General features: G+C 65.4%; 20 protein-coding genes. 5 read left to right on the top strand and 15 right to left on the bottom strand.

Annotated elements, in window-relative coordinates; all coding sequences use genetic code 11:
- Positions 1 to 12: 12 nt before the first annotated feature.
- Together pheT and pheS are read right to left on the bottom strand one after the other, a co-directional pair.
- The gene (gene pheT / locus FB389_RS00745; protein ID WP_142110926.1) at positions 13 to 2,601 is read right to left on the bottom strand and encodes a phenylalanine--tRNA ligase subunit beta; all 2,589 of its coding nucleotides are present in this window, start codon (positions 2,599 to 2,601) and stop codon (positions 13 to 15) included.
- Positions 2,601 to 3,662, bottom strand: coding sequence for a phenylalanine--tRNA ligase subunit alpha (pheS, locus tag FB389_RS00740; protein ID WP_142110925.1), 1,062 nt, complete (start codon positions 3,660 to 3,662; stop codon positions 2,601 to 2,603). The genes pheT and pheS overlap by 1 nt, the downstream gene beginning before the upstream one ends.
- Before the next feature lie 107 nt (positions 3,663 to 3,769).
- Here pheS and FB389_RS10800 point away from each other — a divergent pair, with 107 nt between their 5' ends.
- The 4 genes from FB389_RS10800 to FB389_RS00730 are packed head-to-tail and all read left to right on the top strand — an operon-like array spanning position 3,770 to position 5,012.
- Positions 3,770 to 3,895, top strand: coding sequence for a hypothetical protein (locus tag FB389_RS10800; RefSeq protein ID WP_281282008.1), 126 nt, complete (start codon positions 3,770 to 3,772; stop codon positions 3,893 to 3,895).
- Complete coding sequence (locus tag FB389_RS10355; RefSeq protein WP_170207806.1) at positions 3,896 to 4,039, top strand: hypothetical protein; 144 nt, start codon at positions 3,896 to 3,898, stop codon at positions 4,037 to 4,039. It begins immediately after the preceding gene.
- A gap of 44 nt (positions 4,040 to 4,083) precedes the next feature.
- Positions 4,084 to 4,305, top strand: coding sequence for an MFS transporter (locus FB389_RS00735; protein WP_142110924.1), 222 nt, complete (start codon positions 4,084 to 4,086; stop codon positions 4,303 to 4,305).
- Positions 4,257 to 5,012: an MFS transporter gene (locus FB389_RS00730; protein ID WP_142110923.1), complete on the top strand. Its 756-nt coding sequence runs from the start codon at positions 4,257 to 4,259 to the stop codon at positions 5,010 to 5,012. The genes FB389_RS00735 and FB389_RS00730 overlap by 49 nt, the downstream gene beginning before the upstream one ends.
- Before the next feature lie 59 nt (positions 5,013 to 5,071).
- On the opposite strand, the gene FB389_RS00725 is transcribed toward FB389_RS00730, so the two are convergent.
- The 5 genes from FB389_RS00725 to FB389_RS00705 all read right to left on the bottom strand — a co-directional run bounded on the left by FB389_RS00725 (position 5,072) and on the right by FB389_RS00705 (position 8,999).
- Positions 5,072 to 5,914 (bottom strand): TrmH family RNA methyltransferase, encoded by an 843-nt coding sequence (locus tag FB389_RS00725; protein WP_142110922.1) that lies wholly within the window; start codon positions 5,912 to 5,914, stop codon positions 5,072 to 5,074.
- Between the two features lie 170 nt (positions 5,915 to 6,084).
- Positions 6,085 to 6,468, bottom strand: a complete 384-nt coding sequence (gene rplT, locus FB389_RS00720; protein WP_142110921.1) for a 50S ribosomal protein L20 — start codon at positions 6,466 to 6,468, stop codon at positions 6,085 to 6,087.
- 62 nt (positions 6,469 to 6,530) lie between these two features.
- A complete protein-coding gene (gene rpmI / locus FB389_RS00715) occupies positions 6,531 to 6,725 on the bottom strand; it encodes a 50S ribosomal protein L35 (protein ID WP_142110920.1) in 195 nt (64 codons plus the stop codon).
- A 91-nt stretch (positions 6,726 to 6,816) separates the two neighbouring features.
- Positions 6,817 to 7,437 (bottom strand): translation initiation factor IF-3, encoded by a 621-nt coding sequence (infC, locus tag FB389_RS00710; RefSeq protein WP_142110919.1) that lies wholly within the window; start codon positions 7,435 to 7,437, stop codon positions 6,817 to 6,819.
- A gap of 212 nt (positions 7,438 to 7,649) precedes the next feature.
- The gene (locus FB389_RS00705) at positions 7,650 to 8,999 is read right to left on the bottom strand and encodes a hypothetical protein (RefSeq protein WP_142110918.1); all 1,350 of its coding nucleotides are present in this window, start codon (positions 8,997 to 8,999) and stop codon (positions 7,650 to 7,652) included.
- 252 nt (positions 9,000 to 9,251) lie between these two features.
- Here FB389_RS00705 and FB389_RS00700 point away from each other — a divergent pair, with 252 nt between their 5' ends.
- Positions 9,252 to 9,611, top strand: a complete 360-nt coding sequence (locus FB389_RS00700; protein ID WP_246043451.1) for a DUF1844 domain-containing protein — start codon at positions 9,252 to 9,254, stop codon at positions 9,609 to 9,611.
- Between the two features lie 123 nt (positions 9,612 to 9,734).
- Here FB389_RS00700 and FB389_RS00695 read toward each other — a convergent pair whose 3' ends face one another.
- The 8 genes from FB389_RS00695 to dnaE all read right to left on the bottom strand — a co-directional run bounded on the left by FB389_RS00695 (position 9,735) and on the right by dnaE (position 19,134).
- The gene (locus FB389_RS00695) at positions 9,735 to 10,523 is read right to left on the bottom strand and encodes an SseB family protein (protein ID WP_170207805.1); all 789 of its coding nucleotides are present in this window, start codon (positions 10,521 to 10,523) and stop codon (positions 9,735 to 9,737) included.
- A complete protein-coding gene (gene priA / locus FB389_RS00690) occupies positions 10,523 to 11,263 on the bottom strand; it encodes a bifunctional 1-(5-phosphoribosyl)-5-((5-phosphoribosylamino)methylideneamino)imidazole-4-carboxamide isomerase/phosphoribosylanthranilate isomerase PriA (protein ID WP_142110915.1) in 741 nt (246 codons plus the stop codon). The genes FB389_RS00695 and priA overlap by 1 nt, the downstream gene beginning before the upstream one ends.
- Before the next feature lie 50 nt (positions 11,264 to 11,313).
- Positions 11,314 to 11,961: an imidazole glycerol phosphate synthase subunit HisH gene (gene hisH / locus FB389_RS00685; RefSeq protein WP_142110914.1), complete on the bottom strand. Its 648-nt coding sequence runs from the start codon at positions 11,959 to 11,961 to the stop codon at positions 11,314 to 11,316.
- Complete coding sequence (locus FB389_RS00680; RefSeq protein ID WP_142110913.1) at positions 11,958 to 12,410, bottom strand: hypothetical protein; 453 nt, start codon at positions 12,408 to 12,410, stop codon at positions 11,958 to 11,960. The genes hisH and FB389_RS00680 overlap by 4 nt, the downstream gene beginning before the upstream one ends.
- Positions 12,407 to 13,018, bottom strand: a complete 612-nt coding sequence (hisB, locus tag FB389_RS00675) for an imidazoleglycerol-phosphate dehydratase HisB (protein ID WP_142110912.1) — start codon at positions 13,016 to 13,018, stop codon at positions 12,407 to 12,409. The genes FB389_RS00680 and hisB overlap by 4 nt, the downstream gene beginning before the upstream one ends.
- Positions 13,015 to 14,154, bottom strand: coding sequence for a histidinol-phosphate transaminase (locus tag FB389_RS00670; protein WP_142110911.1), 1,140 nt, complete (start codon positions 14,152 to 14,154; stop codon positions 13,015 to 13,017). Before FB389_RS00670 ends, hisB begins: the two co-directional genes overlap by 4 nt.
- A 3-nt stretch (positions 14,155 to 14,157) precedes the next feature.
- A complete protein-coding gene (hisD, locus tag FB389_RS00665) occupies positions 14,158 to 15,516 on the bottom strand; it encodes a histidinol dehydrogenase (RefSeq protein WP_142110910.1) in 1,359 nt (452 codons plus the stop codon).
- A 69-nt stretch (positions 15,517 to 15,585) separates the two neighbouring features.
- The gene (gene dnaE, locus FB389_RS00660; protein WP_142110909.1) at positions 15,586 to 19,134 is read right to left on the bottom strand and encodes a DNA polymerase III subunit alpha; all 3,549 of its coding nucleotides are present in this window, start codon (positions 19,132 to 19,134) and stop codon (positions 15,586 to 15,588) included.
- Between the last annotated feature and the right edge of the window lie 16 nt (positions 19,135 to 19,150).

Genomic DNA, 19,150 nt, shown 5'->3' with positions numbered 1-19,150 from the left:
GGCCTAGGTTCCCTAGGCTCGCAACTCCGCGCCGATGACCCCTGCCGCCTTGATCGCGGAGTTTCGCACCCTGGCGGCATCTTCCGCCGTCAGGGTCCGATCGGTGCCCCGCAGCCGCAGCGCAAAGGCGAGTGATTTCTTGCCCTCGCCCAGTTGCTCCCCGCGGTAAACATCGAAGAGTCGCACCGACTCCACCAGATCCCCGCCGCCCACACGCAGTGCCGCCGCAACGGCCTCCGCGGGCAGGTCCTCCGGGACCACCAGGGCCAGATCTTCCTTGGTGACCGGGAAGGTCGATACGGGTTCGGCCTGCACCGCGGAGTCATCGGCTTGCGCGCACAGCGCATCGAGATCGATCTCGAACGCTACGCATCGCGCGGGCAGCCCGAGCCGCGCCAACACCTTCGGATGCAACTCGCCCGCATAGCCAACGATGGTGGCACCCGCGCCGGTCGCCTCGTCAATTGCCAGCGCGGCGCAACGGCCCGGGTGGAACGGTGCCATCTCGGCCGCTGACACCTGGACTGCTAGCCCCGCCGCGTCGACAACGTCGAGGGCCGCGCCCAGCGCATCCGTCCAGTCGGCGACCCGACCTGGGCCCCACCATCCGGCCCGTTCGATTTTCCCCGCAAAGATCCCGGCTACGTGCCGCGGCTGTGCGGGCACGGCTGCCGCGAGTGCCTCAAGCGATTCGTCGCCTGGCCGCGCCGCCCCCGGCAAGGAAGGCGCCTCCAGGGTGCTGGTCCCCCGCAGGAACACCAGGCCCGATTCGTAGATCGCCAGGTCGTCGATGCCGCGACCGATGTTGCGTTTCGCGGCCTCCACGAGCGTGGCGAGGATGGAAGTTCGCAGTTCGGGCCGGTCGTCCGCCAACGGGTTAACGAGGCGCACCGCCGACCGACGCCCATCGTCGGGGTCCTCTCCCAGCACATCGTGCACCTCGGTGGCCACGAACGGATACGTCAGGACCTCGGTCAGTCCACGCTCCGCTAGCGTGCGCGCCACCGATCTGCGGAGTCGTTGCGCAGGCGTGAGACCGCGGCCCGCGGGCGCTGTCGGGAGTACCGGTTCGATCGCGTCGTAGCCGACGATCCTGGCGATCTCTTCGACCAGGTCGGCGGGGGTAGCAAGGTCGGGACGCCACGAGGGAGGCGTCACGAGCAGCACGGAGGACGAGTCCCGGTCCCCTTCTACCGAGCATCCGATCGCCGCCAGAACCGAGGTGATTTGCGTCCGGGTGTAAGCCACCCCGGTAAGTCGTTGCGGTTCGGATGCTGCCATTTCGATGACCGCGGTGGCGGCGACGTTGTCCAAATCGCTGACCGCGCTATCGGCCACACCGCCGCCATACTCGACAAGTAGGTCGACCACGCGCTGCGCGGCCACCGGCGCCAGCTGCGGATCCACACCGCGCTCGAAGCGCTTTGCCGCTTCGGAAGGGATCTTGTGACGCCGCGACGAACGCGCCACAGAAACTGCGTCAAAGTGCGCCGCTTCGATCAGAATGTCACGGGTATTGTCCGTGACTTCGCTGGACGCTCCCCCCATGACTCCGGCGATCCCGAGTACTCTCGACCCTTCGTCGCCATCGGGGGAATCCGCTATGAGAAGGTCTTCGGAATCGAGCTTGCGGGCGACATCGTCGAGAGTTGTAAGAACCTCGCCGGGCAGCGCGCGGCGCACAACGATCGGCGAGCTTACGTGGTCCAGATCGTAGGCATGCAGCGGCTGCCCCAGGTCCAGCATCACGTAGTTGGTGACATCGACAGCCAACGAAATTGGTCGCATCCCGGCTTGCTTGAGGCGCTTGGCCATCCATTCAGGCGTCTGCGCGTGGGGATCGATACCGCGCACAATCCGCGTAACGAACCTGTCGCACCCAACCGTTGCGTGAATCGGCGCATCATCGAGAACGCGCACGTCGAAACCGTCTGCGGTTGCAGTCGGCAATGGCGCCTGGGCCAAGCCCGGATCTGCGAATGCGCGATCGGTCGCGAGGGCGTATTCACGCGCAATCCCGCGCATCGAGAAGCAATACCCGCGGTCCGGGGTGACGTTGATTTCCAGGACCTCATCCGCCAGTCCCAGCGGCCCCAGCGCGTCCGAACCGGGCGCGGGGTCGGAATCGGATGGCTCCGCGCCCCGGCTCCACACGATGATCCCCGCGTGGTCCTCGCCGATCCCCAGTTCGCGGGCGGAGCAGATCATGCCGTCCGAAACGTGCCCGTAGGTCTTTCGCGCGGCTATCGCGAAGCCACCGGGCAACACTGCGCCGGGGAGCGAAACCACAACCAGGTCGCCCGCGGCGAAATTGTGGGCGCCGCACACTATCCCGCGCGGGATCGAGGGGACGCCGCTTTCGTCGGTGACGTTGTGGACGCCGACATCGACCTGGCACCAGTTGATGGTCTTGCCGTTCTTCTGCGGCTCCGGAACAAGGGAGAGCACTCGTCCAAAAACCACCGGCCCCGTCACACCCGAGGTGTGTATTGCCTCTTCTTCCAAACCGACGCTCACCAAATCCGCCGCGATCTGTTCCATCGTGGCGTCCGCGGGAACGGGCACGTATTGCGAGAGCCATTCCTTGATTACGTAGGGCATCAGATCTCCATCCCGAATTGCTGCGAGAAGCGCACGTCGCCCTCGACCATGTCCCGCATATCCGTTACGCCGTGTCGCAGCATCACGGATCGTTCGATCCCCATTCCGAAGGCGAATCCCGTGTACACATCGGGGTCGATTCCGGCCGCCCGCAAGACGTTGGCATTGACCATGCCGCATCCGCCCCATTCGATCCACCCGGCTCCCCCCTTCTTCTGCGGGAACCACAGGTCCATCTCCGCGCTGGGCTCCGTGAACGGGAAGTAGCTGGGGCGCAAACGCGTGCGCGCCTCGTCACCGAAAAGCGCCTGCGCGAAGCGGTCCAGCACGCCCTTGAGGTGCGCCATCGTCAGGCCCTTGTCCACGGCCAGGCCCTCGACCTGGTGAAATACCGGGGTGTGGGTCGCGTCGAGTTCGTCCGTGCGGAACACCTTGCCGGGGCAGGCAATGTACACCGGCAGATCGCGGCTGATGAGCGTACGCGCCTGGACGGGCGACGTGTGCGTGCGCATAACCAGGTTCGAGGGCCTGGCCGCGTCGCGCGCCTCAACGTAAAACGTGTCCTGCATCTGGCGCGCGGGGTGATCGGGCACGAAGTTGAGGGCATCGAAGTTGAACCACTCGGCCTCGAGTTCGGGTCCCTCCGCGATCTCCCAACCCATGGACACAAAGAAGTCCGCGACCTTTTCTTGCATCGTTTCGAGCGGGTGGCGGGCGCCGCGCGCGCGCCGATCCACGGGCAGCGTCACGTCCACGCCTTCGGTGCGGATCACCGTTGCGTCGCGCTCCGCCTCAAGTTCCGCTTGGCGCGCAGCGATCGCCTTGTTGATCCGCCCCCGGGCCGGCCCCACGAGCTTTCCCGCGGCGGCTTTATCCTTGCCATCGAGTTTGCCGATCGCGCGGTTTGCGAGCGCGAGTCGGCTGCGGTCCGAGGTGTGGGCGATGCGGACGTCCTTGAGTTCGTCCAGCGTGGTTGCTGCTGCGATATCGGCCAGTGCGGTATCAACCGCACCGGCGATGGCGGACTCGTCCAAGGGCGAGATGTCATCGACGGGGGGCATGGTTGCCTTCCAGATCGAGGGGAGGTGGGCTAACGCGTCAAGGCGTCAATTCACCATTCTAAATCGCCGACGAGCCGCCCCCTTCCCGACGCGCGATTGTTAGCCTAATGAAAGTCCCGCGAGACGGCCTTCAGCAAGGGAGATCCATGCACGAGATCCCCGACGTACTGCGCCACGCGCGCGGTGCGACCTTCGCCGTCTTCGCGGTCAACGGATTGATTCTGGGGCTGTAGGTGGTTTGCATCCCCGCCGTCCAGCAGGTCACCGGCGTTACCGATGGGGGCCTGGGGACGTTGCTTTTGCTCCTTGGCGGCGCCGGTTTCGCGGGCATGCAAGCCGCCGGCGGCCTGGCCGATCGCTCGGTTCGCGTCCCTTGATCATCGCGGCGGGCGCCGCACTGCTTAGCTGCGTATTCTTGCCGGTGACCGCCACCACGCCCGCCTCGCTGGCCGTGTCCCTTGCTGTCTTCGGGTTCTTCATGGGGGCCCTCGATGCCGTGATGAACACGCACGCGCTCGCCGTCGAACGCGCGTACCGGCGCCCGATTCTGGCCGCGTTTCACGCGATGTTCTCGGTGGGCGGGCCGCAGGAGCGGTGGCCGGGTTCTTTTCCTTTCGCGCGGGATGGTCGCCGTGGCAGCTAATCCTGCTCGCAGTCGTTGCCGGCGCCGCCGTCATGATCGCGGCCTGCCTGCGGCTACTGAGTCCGGCGCCCGAACGTGACGGCGCAGGTGGCGCGATCAAGGACGAGGCCACCTCCCGCGGCCCCCGCGCATCGAAGTGGCGCGTGTCCTCGTCCGTGCTCTTGTTGGGCGGTGCCGCGTTCCTGCTCATGCTGGCGGAGGGGGTAGCCAACGACTGGAGCGCCCTGCAAGTTGCGTCCCGATTTGGCGCATCGGATGCGGTGTCGGCACTGGGCTATGCGGCGTTTGCGAGCACCATGACGCTGGGAAGATTCGCCACCGATGCGGTCGTCGCGCGCCTCGGGGCGTTGCCCGTCCTGATCGGTGGCGCTGGTGTGGGGGCGGCGGGCCTTGCCGTGGTCGTGGCATCGCCCGCGCTGCCCCTGACGTTGGCCGGATGGGCGCTGTTGGGGACGGGGTTGGCGGGCTGCGTGCCGCAATTGTTCACCGCTGCCGGAAATCTGCCCGGCACCAGCGCCGGAATCACCATCTCGCGCGTGCTCAGCTTCGGCTATGTGGGACAGCTGGCCGGTCCGGCCGTAATCGGCTGGGCGGCGCAGGCGTCAACCGTCACCCTCGCGCTGGCCATTCCGGCGGGTGGGCTTGTCGCGGTGATCGGAACATACCCGCTCATGAAGCGCGCGCTTGAGCGCCGCGCGGGCCGCTAACAATCGGTGCCGATGGTCCAAACGCCGCGCCCAAACAATCCCGCACGGCGCGCGCCCACCTAGTGCTGGGCGAACGCGGATGCGTACAGGCACACCGCGGCGGCGGTCGCGAGGTTGAGCGACTCCGCGGCGCCGAAGATCGGAAGCGCAACGCAGCGGTCCGCCAAGTCGCGCTCGGAATCCGAGAACCCGCGCGCCTCATTGCCGAAAACCCAGGCGGTCGGGGCCGCGAGGCGCCACGCAAAGTCAGGGCCGTCAAGGCGTTCTCCCGCGGCGTCGGCGGCGAATATCGACATGCCGGCGGCGCGCAGCACATCGACCGCTGCCTCAAGGGGTGCGCCCGCCACCAGCGGCACGTGGAACAGGGAGCCGGCGGTCGAGCGGACCACCTTCGGGTTCGTCAACTCGACCGAGTGTTCGGTCACCACCACTGCGTCCGCACCTGCCGCGTCGGCGGCCCGGATGACGGCACCGGCATTGCCGGGATCGCGAACCTGATGGAGTATCGCGATCATGCGCGCGCCCCCGCGTGCGAGCCCATCCAGCTCTGCCAATGCGTCCTGCCGGGGTGTGTAGGGAGCACGGTCCGCGACGGCGATGACACCCTGCGCGTCGGCGCTCATGGCATTGGCAACCTGGGTCGAAACGGCGTGAACAAACACCCCCGCCGCGGCCCGCGCATCTGCCACCATGCGCGGGTACCTGCCCGCGGCTTCCGCGGTGATGTAGACGTCCCGGACGCGATCTGCGGCGTGGGCAATCGCCTCGCGCACGCCCTGGGGACCTTCGACGACGAATAGGCCCGCGCGCTGTCGTCCCGACCTGGAGGTCAAATGCCGAACGGCGCGCACCCGGTCGCTATTGACGTTGGTTATCTCGGGGCGATCGTGATTTGTGGGCATCTATAGTCTCTCTTCCTGGCAAGCCGGCGGCCACTGGTCTCGATACGCGCCACGTCGCTACTCGACCCACGACAGCGGCGCTACCCGACGGGAGACAGCAGCGCTGCTTCACCAACGCATGCGGGGGTCGCACCGACCGAATCGGTGCGACCCCCGCATGCCGTGGACGATCAGGCTGCCTTCGGCGCGTTCACGTCTTCGGGTAGAGCCTTCTTCGCGACCTCGACAAGCGCCTTGAAAGCGGCGGGGTCCGAAACGGCGATCTCGGCCAGGACGCGACGGTCGACCTCAACCTCGGCGGCCTTCAGGCCCTGGATGAAACGATTGTACGTCAGGCCCTCGGCGCGAGCTGCGGCGTTGATGCGCTGGATCCACAGCTTGCGGAAGTCACCCTTGCGCGCCTTGCGGTCGCGGTAGGCGTAAACGAGCGAGTGTGTGACCTGCTCCTTCGCCTTCCGGTACAGGCGCGAGCGCTGGCCGCGGTATCCGCTTGCCCGCTCGAGGGTTGAACGACGCTTCTTTTGGGCGTTTACAGCCCGCTTCACGCGTGCCACGTGATGCTCCTTGCAGTTAGGGGTTCAATACGTTTGTTAGCTGTGCGGCAAAGCCGCGAGTCTCACTTGCCGAGCAGTTTTTTGATCTTGGGGGCGTCGGCTGCAGAAACTACCTGGTCCATGCTGATGCGGCGGGTGCGGCGTGACGACTTGTGCTCCAACAGGTGACGCTTGTTCGCCTGCTCGCGCATGATCTTTCCGCTACCGGTCGTACGGAACCGCTTCTTGGCACCGGAGTGCGTCTTGTTCTTCGGCATGGCTGCCGTCTCTCCTCGGGTCAGGTTCCCGGCCGCGGCCGGGAACGTGTTTGCGCTCGATCGTTTGCGATCGACGCTACGGTAAAACTCTCTATGAGGCGGGGGTCGATTCGGCCCCGCTGGCCATCTCGCGGGTCGGCTTCGCACGGCGTTGCTCCGCCTTCGTGTCTGCCTTCTTGCGGGTCGGGGCGATCACCATCACCATATTGCGTCCGTCCTGCTTCGGCATCGATTCAACGGTCCCGAACTCAGCCACGTCGTCGGCGAGGCGCTGCAATAGCCGTACACCCATTTCCGGACGTGACTGCTCGCGGCCGCGGAACATGATCATCGTCTTGACCTTGTCGCCTGCCGAAAGGAACCGCACTACGTGACCTTTCTTGGTCTCATAGTCGTGGTCGTCGATCTTGAGGCGGAACCGAATCTCTTTAAGTTGCGTGTTGGCCTGGTTTCGCCTTGCCTCGCGAGCCTTCATGTCCGATTCGTACTTGAATTTGCCATAATCCATCAGTTTGACAACCGGTGGGCGGGCATCCGGCGCAACCTCCACAAGATCCAAGTCGGCCTCTTGCGCAAGGTTGAGTGCAACCTCGATGCGGACTACCCCAACTTGCTCGCCACCCGGACCGACAAGTCGAACCTCCGGAACGCGAATGCGATCGTTGATACGCGGCTCGCTGATGGTGTGCTCCTCACATGTGAAATCAAACATTTCGCGGCAACGAGAAAGGCCCCCGCTGCCGTAGAGCGGAGGCCTGCAAGCGCGCGAAAACACACCACTATGGTGGTTCGCACTGACCTGAACGCTGAAGTGCCTGAGCAACAATTGCGGACTAGGTGGGAGCAGGACTCCTCTTTACGCGTCCTTGCCACGGGTTTGCATCCGCGGCCATAGACGTAATGAAAATAGTACCACAGCCTTGCTCAATGGCGAGCATCGAGCTTCCCGATTGCGGAGCGCATCGAATCCACGTCAACGGCCGCCCCCAGTTGATGTGCCGACTGTGCAAGCTCCAGCAGTGCTGCCATTTGCCGCCGGGTGGCGGCTTCTCGTCGATCCACCTCGGAAAGGTACTGCGCGACGGCGTGAGACCTGCGGAACCTCACGACCAGGTTTCGCCAGTTCAAGAGCATCCGCCGAAACTCCGCGAGCGTCGCCGTCGACGCCTCCACGCGCGCCGCCACATCGAAGGTGCTCGCCGTGACCTGACGCCACAGCGAATCGATTCCGTTGACGGTGTCGGTGAGCGCAACGACCAGCGTATCGAGACTGGCCATGGCATCGCCGCCCGCAGCACCGCGAGCGATCTCGACGGCGAAAGATTCGGCCGCCGCACTGTGCAACTCCCCTATCGCCTCGACCAAGCTCAGCTGCGCGATGTCGGCGGCCGCACCCTGAAGCCCGACGGGTAAAGCCTCCAATTCCTCCTGCGCTGTCGCGGCAATGGTCACCGCTGCCTTACTGGTTCCGACAAGCACCGGCGCACTGTCCGAATGCTCTGTGCACGCGTGCGCCGCGCTTTGCACCGCGTCCACAAGGTCTTCGAGACCGTCAACCAGTTGCTGCGACGCGGCGGAAAGACTGTCGATGAGCTGCGTGTATTTCGCTGCGCTGGCACGGATCTGGTGCAGTTCCTCATCGATTTCCTTGGTGGCGGACAGCACCCGGCCGATTTCGTGCCCCTCGCGCATCACGGCTGCCGGCAGCGGCGGCCGCGGAGCCCGATGCCACCGCGCGACCTCTTGGGGAACCACCGTCGATGCCATCTGGCGGTAGCTTCCGTACCCCGCTTCGGCCAGCAAGCTATTGATTATGGTGGCCGACTCCGCGGCGGCCTCGTCCCTGCTCAATCCCCCATTGCGCATCTTTCGTTCCGACGCGCGCGCGACGTCGTACGCGTGGCGGAGAACCTGATGGTGTTCGGCACACGATATTTCGATGCGCACCGAGAGAAACTTGTCGGTCGCGACGGGAACCGCCACGGAAAATGCCCATGAGGATGCGCCATCTCCCGCAAGATTCAGCATGTACGCCGATGCCGGCCTGCCGGCCAGCAGCTCGGACCACCACAGCGCGTATATGCCGCCGGGCATATCCGGATGCCGGACCACGCTGTGGGGCTCGCCAACGAGCTCCGCGAGGCTGTACCGCATGGCCGCGGTAAAGGCGCTGTTCGCTCCGGTGATGATTCCTTCCCTCGACGTAGTCGAAAAGAGGATTTCACCCGCCGGCAGCTCCCGCACAACGCCGGTGGGAATCACGCTTGGTCCCATCTGCAAGCCTTTCGCATAGTTTCTCGGCCGCCCGGAACCGGATTGCCCGGCGCAGCCACGGCGCCGTCCGGCCTCACCAATGGTGCGGCACCGCCCCGGGTGGTCAACGTCTCATTATTGCGCCCCACCCGATGAACTTCTTTCCTCGTCGCGAACAATGCTCGACCCTGAGCAAACGCACCGCACGATCCGGACATAACGCCCGAGCCGGGCGGGCTCGTACATTCCGAGAATATACGAGACAATGGGACTGTGACTAGGAATGATGCACCCGAATTTGATGCCGAATCCGCGCTGCGCGACATCGCCGATGTCCCTGCCGTCGAGATCATCACCACGGCAAGCGTGCACCTCATGAGCGCGGCAGCAGTCAAGTGCGGATTGGGTGAGGGGCCGGGGTCCGAACAAGAAAAAGATTTGGACGAGGCCCGCAAGCTCATTGTGGCGCTGGCCGGACTCATCACGGCTTCGGCGCCCGATCTGGGATCTCAGCACGCTCGATCCTTGCGCGATGGACTCCGCTCGCTCCAGCTTGCCTTCAGGGAGGCCTCCGAATTCCCGGACCCCGTCGGCCAGGGGCCGGGCGAGGACCTGACCGGCCCGGTTCGCTAGGGAATTCAAGGAACCGCCCCGCCCCGTTCGCCTCGGAACAGCACGGTGCCACCACCGCCCCGCGCCCACGGGTTGGTCGCGCAACTTGAGACCGCATCGGCGCACCCGGGCCTGCGGCCGCGGCTATGCCGAAGTGATCTTGAGGCTCACCGAATCGATCCGCGACGCCACCGTGTGCGAGGCAGCAAAGGCCCGATTGACGCGGGCCACCACGGTTTCGAGTTGCGCGCGTGACAGCCCCGCATCGAGGCCGAGAGTGACCCGCACGCCATCGGTTCGCGTGCCCACGACGCGGGCCGTCGCCACGTGGTCGACGCCCGTCGCCACAAAGACCATTTCCTTTGCCACGTCCGCAGCGACAAAGCCCGGCTCCGCCGCGGGCTCCCAAGGCTGTTCGCGCGCCAGGGCCCACATCGCGGTGCGGGGAATGACCGCTGCGCGGGCGGATGAAGGATCGATCACCAGCAACGACCAGTTCTGCTCGATTGCGGCGAGAGCCGCGAATTCGCCCGGCATCGGCACGGGCCGGGCCCTGGCATGCCACGCGGTGAGTTGAGCCATCGAAGAAAACACCGGGAGCGCGGTGCGCCCGTCGCCGCCATCGACGGCCACGATGCCCGCCGCGGCCTCCTTCTCGACGCGGTGGCCGGACTCGTCGCTTCCTTCCGAAACCAATTCGGGAAGCATCGGTATCAGGACGCGCGCGTGACGCAATGCCGCCACGACCCGGGTCAAGGAGCCGGCGCCCGCGCGGAACTCTTCCAGCGCGCTGGCGAGCGCGGGATCCGGGCGCCCGTCGTCCCCGGCGAATGCGGAGGTGGGCGGCAGCGTCCTGCCAACCCCACGCGGGGCGCACGCGTGAGCGCCGACGTCCGTACCGCCGGCGCCGCTCGCCGGATCAGGCGCGACCACTATTTCTCGGCCACCGCGATCGCTTCTGGCAGGGTAAACGCGCCCGCGTACAGCGCCTTGCCGACGATTGCCGAGTCGACGCCCTGCGCCACCAGGGAGCGCAGAGCGACCAAATCGTCAAGCGACGAAATGCCTCCAGACGCGACCACCGGGGCGTTGGCACGTTCCGCCACCTCGGCGAGTAGTTCCAGGTTGGGGCCGCGCAGCGTCCCGTCCTTGGTAACGTCGGTCACCACGTATCGAGAGCATCCGGCGGCGTCCAAACGGGCAAGCACCTCCCACAGGTCACCGCCATCGCGCGTCCACCCCCGGGCCGCAAGGGTAGTCCCGCGAACGTCCAGGCCGACCGCGACGCGATCGCCGAATTCCGAGATGATGCGCGCGGTCCATTCCGGGTTCTCCAGCGCCGCGGTGCCGATGTTCACGCGCCGGCATCCCGTGGCAAGCGCGCGACGAAGCGACTCGTCGTCGCGGATTCCCCCTGAGAGTTCGACGTCGACGTCCAGGCGCCCCACCACCTCGGCAAGCAATTCGGCGTTGCTTCCGCGCCCGAATGCGGCATCCAGATCGACGAGGTGGATCCAGCTCGCACCGCCGCGCTGCCAGTCCAGCGCCGCGGACAGCGGATCGCCGTATGACGTCTCAGATCCCGCCTCTCCCTGTACTAGCCGGACGGCTTGGCCCTCTGCCACGTCGACGGCAGGCAGAAGTGTGAGTGGGGGCAGGGTCGGACCGGTCATGGCCTGGCTCGCTTTCGTGAAGGTGTGTGGGGACGGGAGGTACAACTAGGTCAGGAGATGCTGCGCAACCAGTTGCGCAGCAGGTGGGCGCCCGCGTCCCCGGATTTTTCGGGGTGGAATTGGGTCGCCATCAGCGGCCCATTCTCGACGGCCGCCACGAAGGGCCCCCCGTGGTCCGACCAGGTAACGAGCGGGTGAGTGAAGGCCCCGCTTGTCGGCGGCGCATCCAACAGCGGGAACGTGCGCGCCGCGTACGAGTGGACGAAGTAGAACCGCTCATCGGCGATCCCGTCGAACAGCGCCGACCCGGCGGGGACCGTCACGGTGTCCCATCCCATGTGCGGGACGACCTGCGCCTCGAGGCGATCGACCGTGCCTTCCCATTGCCCCAGACCCAGCGCGTCTTGGCCGTGCTCGATTCCGCGTTCGAACATGATCTGCATTCCGACGCAGATCCCGAAAACGGGGCGTCCCCCGGCCAGGCGTCGCTCGACGATCCAGTCACCGCGTTTGGCGCGCAGCGCATCCACGCAGGCGGCGAAGGCGCCAACCCCGGGGATGACCAGCGCCTGCGCTTGCATCGCTTCATCGAAATCACCGGACAAACTAACGCTCGCGCCGACGTGTTCGAGAGCCCTGACCGCGGAGCGGACATTTCCGAATCCGTAATCGAATACAACGACCCCAGGTGCGCTCATTCGGTGCGTCCCTTCGCCTGCGCCTTGAGCGCGCGCGATGTCCTGGCAAGGATTCGCAGCGCCTTCCAGCGCCCGATCGAACCTGAATCGACGCCACCCGCGAGGTCGCCGATGGTGACCGTGCCGAGCAGAAAATTCTCCACGTCCGCAGGCAAGGAATCGAGGACGAGCGCCCCCGGCACGTCCTCGCCACGCTCCCCGTCTTGGTAGCGGTGGACGCTGAGCCGGTCGTCGGCCACCGATAGCAGCAGGAACGGGACTGCGGTGATTGCGCTGCTCAGCGACGTGGCCAGGCGCTCGGCCGTCGCGGCGTCGCTCGGAATGTACGCACCGATCTCGCTGGGCAGGGCCGTCGCCTGCACGCCGTGAATCGCGCAGGTGGCCGCGAGCGCTTCGGCGGTTGCGACCTGCGTCATCAACACCGCGCGCGTGGTGGGTGCGTTGTTCACAGTGCTCCCTTTGTCGAGGGTATTCCCTGGACGCGCGGGTCGGGCTGCACGGCCGCCCGCAGCGCCCTTGCTAGGGCCTTGAATTGGGCCTCCACGATGTGGTGCGGGTCGCGTCCGGCCAGCACCCGCATGTGCAGGCAAATCCCCGCGTGATACGCCAAGGATTCCAAGACGTGTCGCGTCAGCGAACCCGTGAAGTGCCCCCCGATCAGGTGATATTCCTGCCCAGCAGGCTCACCCTCATGCACAAAGTAGGGGCGGCCCGATACGTCCACGATCGCCTGGGCGAGAGCCTCGTCGAGGGGAACCGTGGCGTCACCGAATCTGGAGATACCCGCCTTGTCACCAAGGGCGATCCGCAGTGCTTCGCCGAGGACGATCGCGGTGTCCTCGACGGTGTGGTGGACGTCGATATGCGTGTCACCGCTTGACCTGATGGTCATGTCGATCAGCGAATGCCGCGATAGCGCGGTGAGCATGTGGTCGAAGAAGGGCACCGAGGTTTCGATGTCCGCGGTTCCCGACCCATCGAGATTGATGGCAACGCTTACCGTCGATTCGGATGTGGAACGTTCCACGCTGGCGGTGCGGTCGTTGGCCTCGCTCATATTCCTGCCACCTCTATCAGTGCTTGCTTGAATGCTTCCGTCTCTGCGGGGGTCCCCACCGATACCCGCAACCAGCCGTCTGGTCCGACCTCGCGGATTAGAACGCCGCGGTCAAGCAGGCCTTGCCACACGGCGTGCCGGTCCGGGAACAGTCCAAAATACACGAAATTGGCGTCGGAATCCGCGACCGTCAGCGGCTTCCCATCCAGTCGGCGCCCGCGCAGCCAACTCACCAAGGCGTCCCGCTCGGCGCGAAGATCCGCGACCTTCGATAGCAGCTCGGATTGGTGACGCAGCGCCGCCCGGGCCGCGGCCTGGGTGATGGCGGAGAGGTGGTAGGGAAGGCGCACAATTTGTAGGCAGTCAACGACCCGTGGATCCGCAGCGGCGTAGCCCAGGCGCAGGCCCGCCGCCGCAAACGCCTTGGACATGGTCCGAGTGACGATGAGGTTCGGGTAGTCGCCGAGCAGCTCGAGTGCGGAGGGCACGCCCTCGCGGCGGAATTCCGCGTACGCCTCGTCGACCACGACCACCGCGGGCGCGTCGTCGACACGCACCTTCGCGGCTGCGGCGAGGACTGCGCGCAGCACCTCCGGCTCGAGGGCGGTACCGGTCGGGTTGTTTGGACTGGTGAGCAAGATAATCGACGGTTGAACATCCGTGATCGTCCGCGCGGCCACCGCGGGATCGATGGCAAACGAGCCATCTCTTTGACCCACCATCCAGTCGGTGTGGGAATCTCGGGCGTACTCCGCGTACATCGAATAGGTGGGAGCAAAGGAAAGCGCCGTGCGACCGGGCCCGCCGAACGCGCCGAATATGTGCGCCATGACCTCATTCGATCCGTTGGCGGCCCACATGTTCTGCGCGGCAAGGTCCACGCCCGATTCCGCGCGCAGGTAGCCCGCCAGGTCGGCTCGCAGCGCCAAAAAGTCGCGATCCGGGTACCGGTTGAGGGTTGTCGCGGCCGCGGCAACCGCTGCGGCGATGTCGCTGACGACATCGGCGGACGGTTGATAGGGGTTTTCGTTGACGTTCAGCAAGATGGGAACGTCCAGTTGCGGGGCCCCATAGGGCCGTTCCGATCGCAGTTCCGGACGCAATGGAACCGGCCATGCCGGTTGCGAATCCGTCACTGTTCAGCGCTCCGTATCGGTGGCAGTGCCACGTGATTGATCGAGGCGGGCCGTGATTGCTTCCCCGTGGGCTGGCAGGTGCTCCGCGTTGGCAAACCGCACGATCTTGGTGCCTATTGCGTCCAGCGCGGCAGCGGAGTATTCGATTACCTGGACGGCCTTCATGTACGAGTGCACGCCGAGGCCCGATGCGTAGCGCGAAACCCCGCCGGTGGGCAGGACGTGGTTAGAGCCGGCCATGTAGTCGCCGAGCGAAACCGGCGAGTACGGCCCGACGAAGATCGCCCCGGCCGACGTCACCCGCTGCGCCAAGTCGTGGGCGTCCGCAGTGTGAATCTCCAGGTGCTCCGCGCCGTATGCATCCACCACGCGCAGGCCCTGTTCCATGTCGTCCACCACCACTACCGCCGATTGCGGGCCGGCGAGCGCGATCTCGACTCTCTCGCGGTTGGGCGTCACCTCGGTGCGGCGCGCAACGCGCACCTCAACGGCATCCGCCAGCGACACGTCGTTTGTGACGAGTACGGCGGCGGCGTTGGGATCATGCTCGGCCTGCGAAATCATGTCACTTGCGATGAAGTCGGGGTCGCCGGTTGAATCCGCCACAATGGCGATTTCGGTCGGACCGGCCTCGGAATCGATCCCCACGATGCCTCGCACCAGGCGTTTTGCGGCGGCGACGTAGACGTTGCCGGGTCCGGTAATCACGTCCACCGGTTCACACAGGACGGCGTCGTCGTCCGCTGTTTCTCCTGCGGCGCCATAAGCAAGCATCGCGATGGCCTGCGCTCCGCCCACCGCATACACCTCGGTGATGCCAAGCAGCGCGCACGCCGCGAGAATGGTCGGGTGCGGCAAGCCGGAGTTACTCGCCTGGGGCGGCGAAGTGACCGCCAATGAAGGGACTCCCGCGCTCTGCGCGGCGACAACGTTCATGATCACCGACGACGGGTAGACCGCCAACCCGCCGGGCACGTAGAGCCCCACGCGCTGCACCGGAATCCATCGCTGGCGCACTTGGGCCCCCGGCGCAACGTCGACCGTAAAGTCGCGCGGCACCTGCGCCTCGTGCACCTGACGCACGCGCGCAATCGCTTCCGTCAACGATTCCCGCAAGTCGGGATCTAGCTGTTCCAGCGCTGCTTGCAAGGCGGCGGCGGGAACCCGCAGATGAGCGGGCCTCGTGCTATCGAACCTCTGCGAAAGATCGCGCAGCGCCGCAGCGCCGCGCTCCTTGACCTCGTGCATGATCGGTGCAACGATCTGGGCCGCATCGTCGACGCTCACCTCGGGGCGTGGAAGGGCTTGCCGCAGTTCGCTGTTGCTCAGGGGCTTGTTTCGCAGGTCAATACGTCGAATCACATCGTCCATTCTATTAGGTGCGGCGGGGCCGCCCGCCCGTGCGCCCTCCAGAGAGCCGAGCGAGCCGCATCACGACACCGCGTGCGGCCCCAACAGGGCCTTGATACTGCCGAACAGGTCCGCCGTGCGCTCCACGCGCAGGCCGTCCCCCAGCTTCATCACCGTCGTGCGTCCGGGTTGCGCCAGGCGCATGTGCACCGCGGAGCGCCCGGGATACGACTGCAGGATCGCCTTGAGTTCCTCCACCACCGGCCTGGTGCATCGCGAATACTGCACCGACAGCACCAGCGGCGCATCGTCTCCCACGGTCACATCCGGGATTGTCATCTCGAACGCCTGCAACGACACCTCATCCTCGCGGCGGCGAATGCGGCCACGGATCGTCACAACCTGGTCTTCGGCCAGCGCCGTCGAATACGCCAGGTACGTGTCCCCGAAGAACATCACGTCGATCGAACCCTCCAGGTCTTCGATCGTGACGGTTGCGAACGCGTCCCCCTTTTTCGACATCTTTCGCTGAATCTGCGTGATCAGCCCGGCAATTTTGACGTGGGATCCATCGGGGCGTTCCTCGTCGGCCGTGAGGTTGACAATCGAGGTTTCGCCCTCCCGCGCGAGCAGGGGTTCCAGGCCATACAACGGGTGGTCCGACACGTACAGTCCCAGCATGTCGCGTTCGAAGGCCAGCAACTGCTTCTTATGCCATTCGGGGACTTCCGGAATATCCAGCGCGAAGGACGATGCGTCCTGGCCGTCCCCCGCCAGATCCGCGAACAGGTCGAATTGCCCCTCCGCCTCCTTGCGCTTGACGCCGATAACCGAGTCAACCGCCTGCTCATGGATGTTGACCAGCGCGCGCCGCACGTGGCCCAGCGAGTCGAAGGCCCCCGCCTTGATCAAGGATTCAATGGTGCGCTTGTTGCACACAACGGCCGGGACCTTGTCCAGGAAGTCCGTGAAGCTCGTGTAGCGCCCCCGCTGCTCGCGCGCGGCAACGATCTCTGCGACAACGTTTTGTCCGACGTTGCGTACCGCCGAGAGGCCGAAGCGGATGTCCTTGCCAACCGCCGTGAACAGGGCAACTGATTCGTTCACGTCCGGTGGCAACACGGTGATGCCCATGCGCCGGCATTCGGACAGGTAGATCGCGGATTTGTCCTTGTCCCCGCGCGTCGAGGTGAGCAGAGCGGCCATGTATTCGGCGGGATAGTGTGCCTTGAGGTAGGCGGTCCAATACGAAACCAGACCGTAGGCGGCCGTGTGCGCCTTGTTGAAGGCGTAGTCCGCGAACGACTCAAGAACCTTCCAGAGCGTTTCTTGGGCCTCAGAGGAATACCCGTTGGCGCTCATGCCCGCGAAGAAGTCGGCCTGCTGCTTGTCCAGCTCCGATTTCTTCTTCTTGCCCATGGCGCGGCGCAACACGTCGGCCTGGCCCAGGGTGAAGCCCGCGAGCTTTTGCGCCGCGGCCATCACCTGCTCCTGATAGACAATGAGCCCGTAGGTGCCGCCCAGCACATCGGCGAGCGGTTCTTCGAGCTCCGGGTGGATCGGTTCGACGGGCTGCAGCCCGTTCTTGCGCAGCGCGTAGTTCGTGTGCGAGTTCACGCCCATCGGCCCGGGGCGGTACAACGCGAGGACGGCGGAAATGTCCTCGAAGTTGTCCGGCTTCATCAGTTTCAGCAGCGAGCGCATGGGCCCGCCATCGAGCTGAAAGACGCCGAGCGTTTCCCCGCGTGCCAACAGTTGGTACGTATCGGGGTCGTCGAGTGACAGTTCCTCCAAAACTAGCGGCGCCTTGCCGTTGTGGACAATGTTGTCCAACGCGTCGTCGAGAATGGTCAGGTTCCGCAGGCCCAGGAAGTCCATCTTGATCAGTCCCAGACGCTCGCACGTCGGGTAGTCGAACTGCGTGATGACGGCGCCGTCCTGCGGCCGGCGCATGATCGGGATAATGTCGATCAGCGGGTGACTCGACATGATCACACCGGCCGCGTGCACGCCCCATTGCCTTTTGAGCCCCTCGATACCGCGAGCCAGCTCGACGACGCGCTGCGCATCGGGGTCCGCCGTATGGAGCTGGCGGAACTCGTCAGCTTCCTTGTATCGCTTGTCCTCGGGATTGAAGATTCCGCCCAGCGAAATGTCCTTACCCATGATGGCGGGGGGAAGCGCCTTGGTGAGCTTTTCGCCCATCGCAAAGGGCATTCCCAGCAACCGCGCGGAGTCCTTCAGCGCCTGCTTCGTCTTGATCGTGCCGTAGGTGACGATCTGCGAGACGCGGTCCTCGCCGTATTTTTCCGTGACGTACCGGATGACCTCGCCGCGGCGGCGCTCATCGAAATCGACGTCGAAGTCGGGCATGGAGACGCGTTCCGGGTTCAAGAACCGTTCGAAGATCAGGCCGTGTTCCAGCGGGTCCAGATCCGTAATGCGCATGGCATAGGCGGCCATGGACCCGGCACCGGAACCGCGCCCCGGACCGACGCGGATGCCGTGCTCCTTGGCCCAGTTAATGAAGTCCGCCACAACAAGGAAGTAGCCCGGGAAACCCATCTGGACTATGACTTCGGTTTCGTAGTTAGCCTGCTTGCGCACGGCATCCGGGATTCCCTGGGGGTAGCGCAGGTGCAGCCCCTTTTCGACTTCCTTAATGAACCAACTCGTTTCGTCCTCGCCCGGCGGGCACGGGAAGTCGGGCATATAGTTCGCGTCGGTATCGAACGAGACCTCGCACCGCAGCGCGAGCTCGAGCGCGTTGCGGCACCCCTGCTGATGGTCGGGGAACAGCGCGTACATCTCTTCGGTGGTCTTGACGTAGTAGCCCTCGCCGTCGAACGCGAAGCGCTTGCCGCCCTGCGCCTTTGTCGGCTCCGTCAGGGGATCGCCCGAGTTGACCGCGAGCAGGGCCTCTTGCGAATAGGCATCCTGCTTCTTGACGTAGTGCAGGTCGTTGGTGGTGATCAGGGGCGCGCCAATCGCCTTTGACAGCTCGATCAGGTCCGAAAAGGTGCGGCGCTCGATGTCGATTCCGTGGTCCATCAGTTCGACGTAGTAGTTATCCTTGCCGAAGATGTCCTGGAACTCCCCGGCCGCCCGCACCGCCTCATCCCACTGACCGAGCCGCAACCGGGTCTGGACCTCCCCCGACGGGCAGCCGGTGGCGCCGATGAGCCCCTGGGAATACCGCTCCAGCAGTTCCCGATCAGCGCGCGGCCACTTACCCATTTGCCCGTCGAGACTTGCCTCGGACCCCAGCCGGAACAGGTTGTGCATGCCGGTGTTGTTTTCGGCCCACAAGGTGATGTGCGTGTATGCGCCGCGGGCCGAGACATCATCGGGGTCGTCCGGACGCTCGCTCCAGCGGACCCGCGTGCGATCGTGTCGGCTGGTGCCGGGGGTCAGGTACGCCTCGAGGCCGATAATCGGTTTGACCCCCGCCGCCGTCGCCTTCTGCCAGAATTCGAAGGCCCCAAACAGGTAGCCGTGGTCCGTCATCGCCACCGCGGGCTGTTCCAGGCGCGCGACTTCCTTCACCAAATCGTCGATGCGCGCTGCTCCGTCGAGCATCGAGTATTCGGTGTGGCAGTGCATATGAGCGAAGTCAGAGGCGGCGGGCATGCCCCATATCCTAGTT

It is taken from the genome of Rarobacter incanus (genome assembly GCF_006715765.1).
Lineage (GTDB): Bacteria > Actinomycetota > Actinomycetes > Actinomycetales > Cellulomonadaceae > Rarobacter > Rarobacter incanus.
Note: the sequence above shows the minus strand (reverse complement) of the source record. Positions and strands in the feature narration are given on the sequence as shown.

Bases quoted from the DNA above. Each gene is read 5' to 3' on its own strand.
- pheT (WP_142110926.1), bottom strand. From the start codon at position 2,601: ATGCCCTACGTAATCAAGGAATGGCTCTCGCAATACGTGCCCGTTCCC.
- pheS (WP_142110925.1), bottom strand. From the start codon at position 3,662: ATGCCCCCCGTCGATGACATCTCGCCCTTGGACGAGTCCGCCATCGCC.
- FB389_RS10800 (WP_281282008.1), top strand. From the start codon at position 3,770: ATGAAAGTCCCGCGAGACGGCCTTCAGCAAGGGAGATCCATGCACGAG.
- FB389_RS00725 (WP_142110922.1), bottom strand. From the start codon at position 5,914: ATGCCCACAAATCACGATCGCCCCGAGATAACCAACGTCAATAGCGAC.
- rpmI (WP_142110920.1), bottom strand. From the start codon at position 6,725: ATGCCGAAGAACAAGACGCACTCCGGTGCCAAGAAGCGGTTCCGTACG.
- infC (WP_142110919.1), bottom strand. From the start codon at position 7,437: ATGTTTGATTTCACATGTGAGGAGCACACCATCAGCGAGCCGCGTATC.
- FB389_RS00705 (WP_142110918.1), bottom strand. From the start codon at position 8,999: ATGGGACCAAGCGTGATTCCCACCGGCGTTGTGCGGGAGCTGCCGGCG.
- priA (WP_142110915.1), bottom strand. From the start codon at position 11,263: ATGACCGGTCCGACCCTGCCCCCACTCACACTTCTGCCTGCCGTCGAC.
- hisH (WP_142110914.1), bottom strand. From the start codon at position 11,961: ATGAGCGCACCTGGGGTCGTTGTATTCGATTACGGATTCGGAAATGTC.
- hisB (WP_142110912.1), bottom strand. From the start codon at position 13,018: ATGAGCGAGGCCAACGACCGCACCGCCAGCGTGGAACGTTCCACATCC.
- dnaE (WP_142110909.1), bottom strand. From the start codon at position 19,134: ATGCCCGCCGCCTCTGACTTCGCTCATATGCACTGCCACACCGAATAC.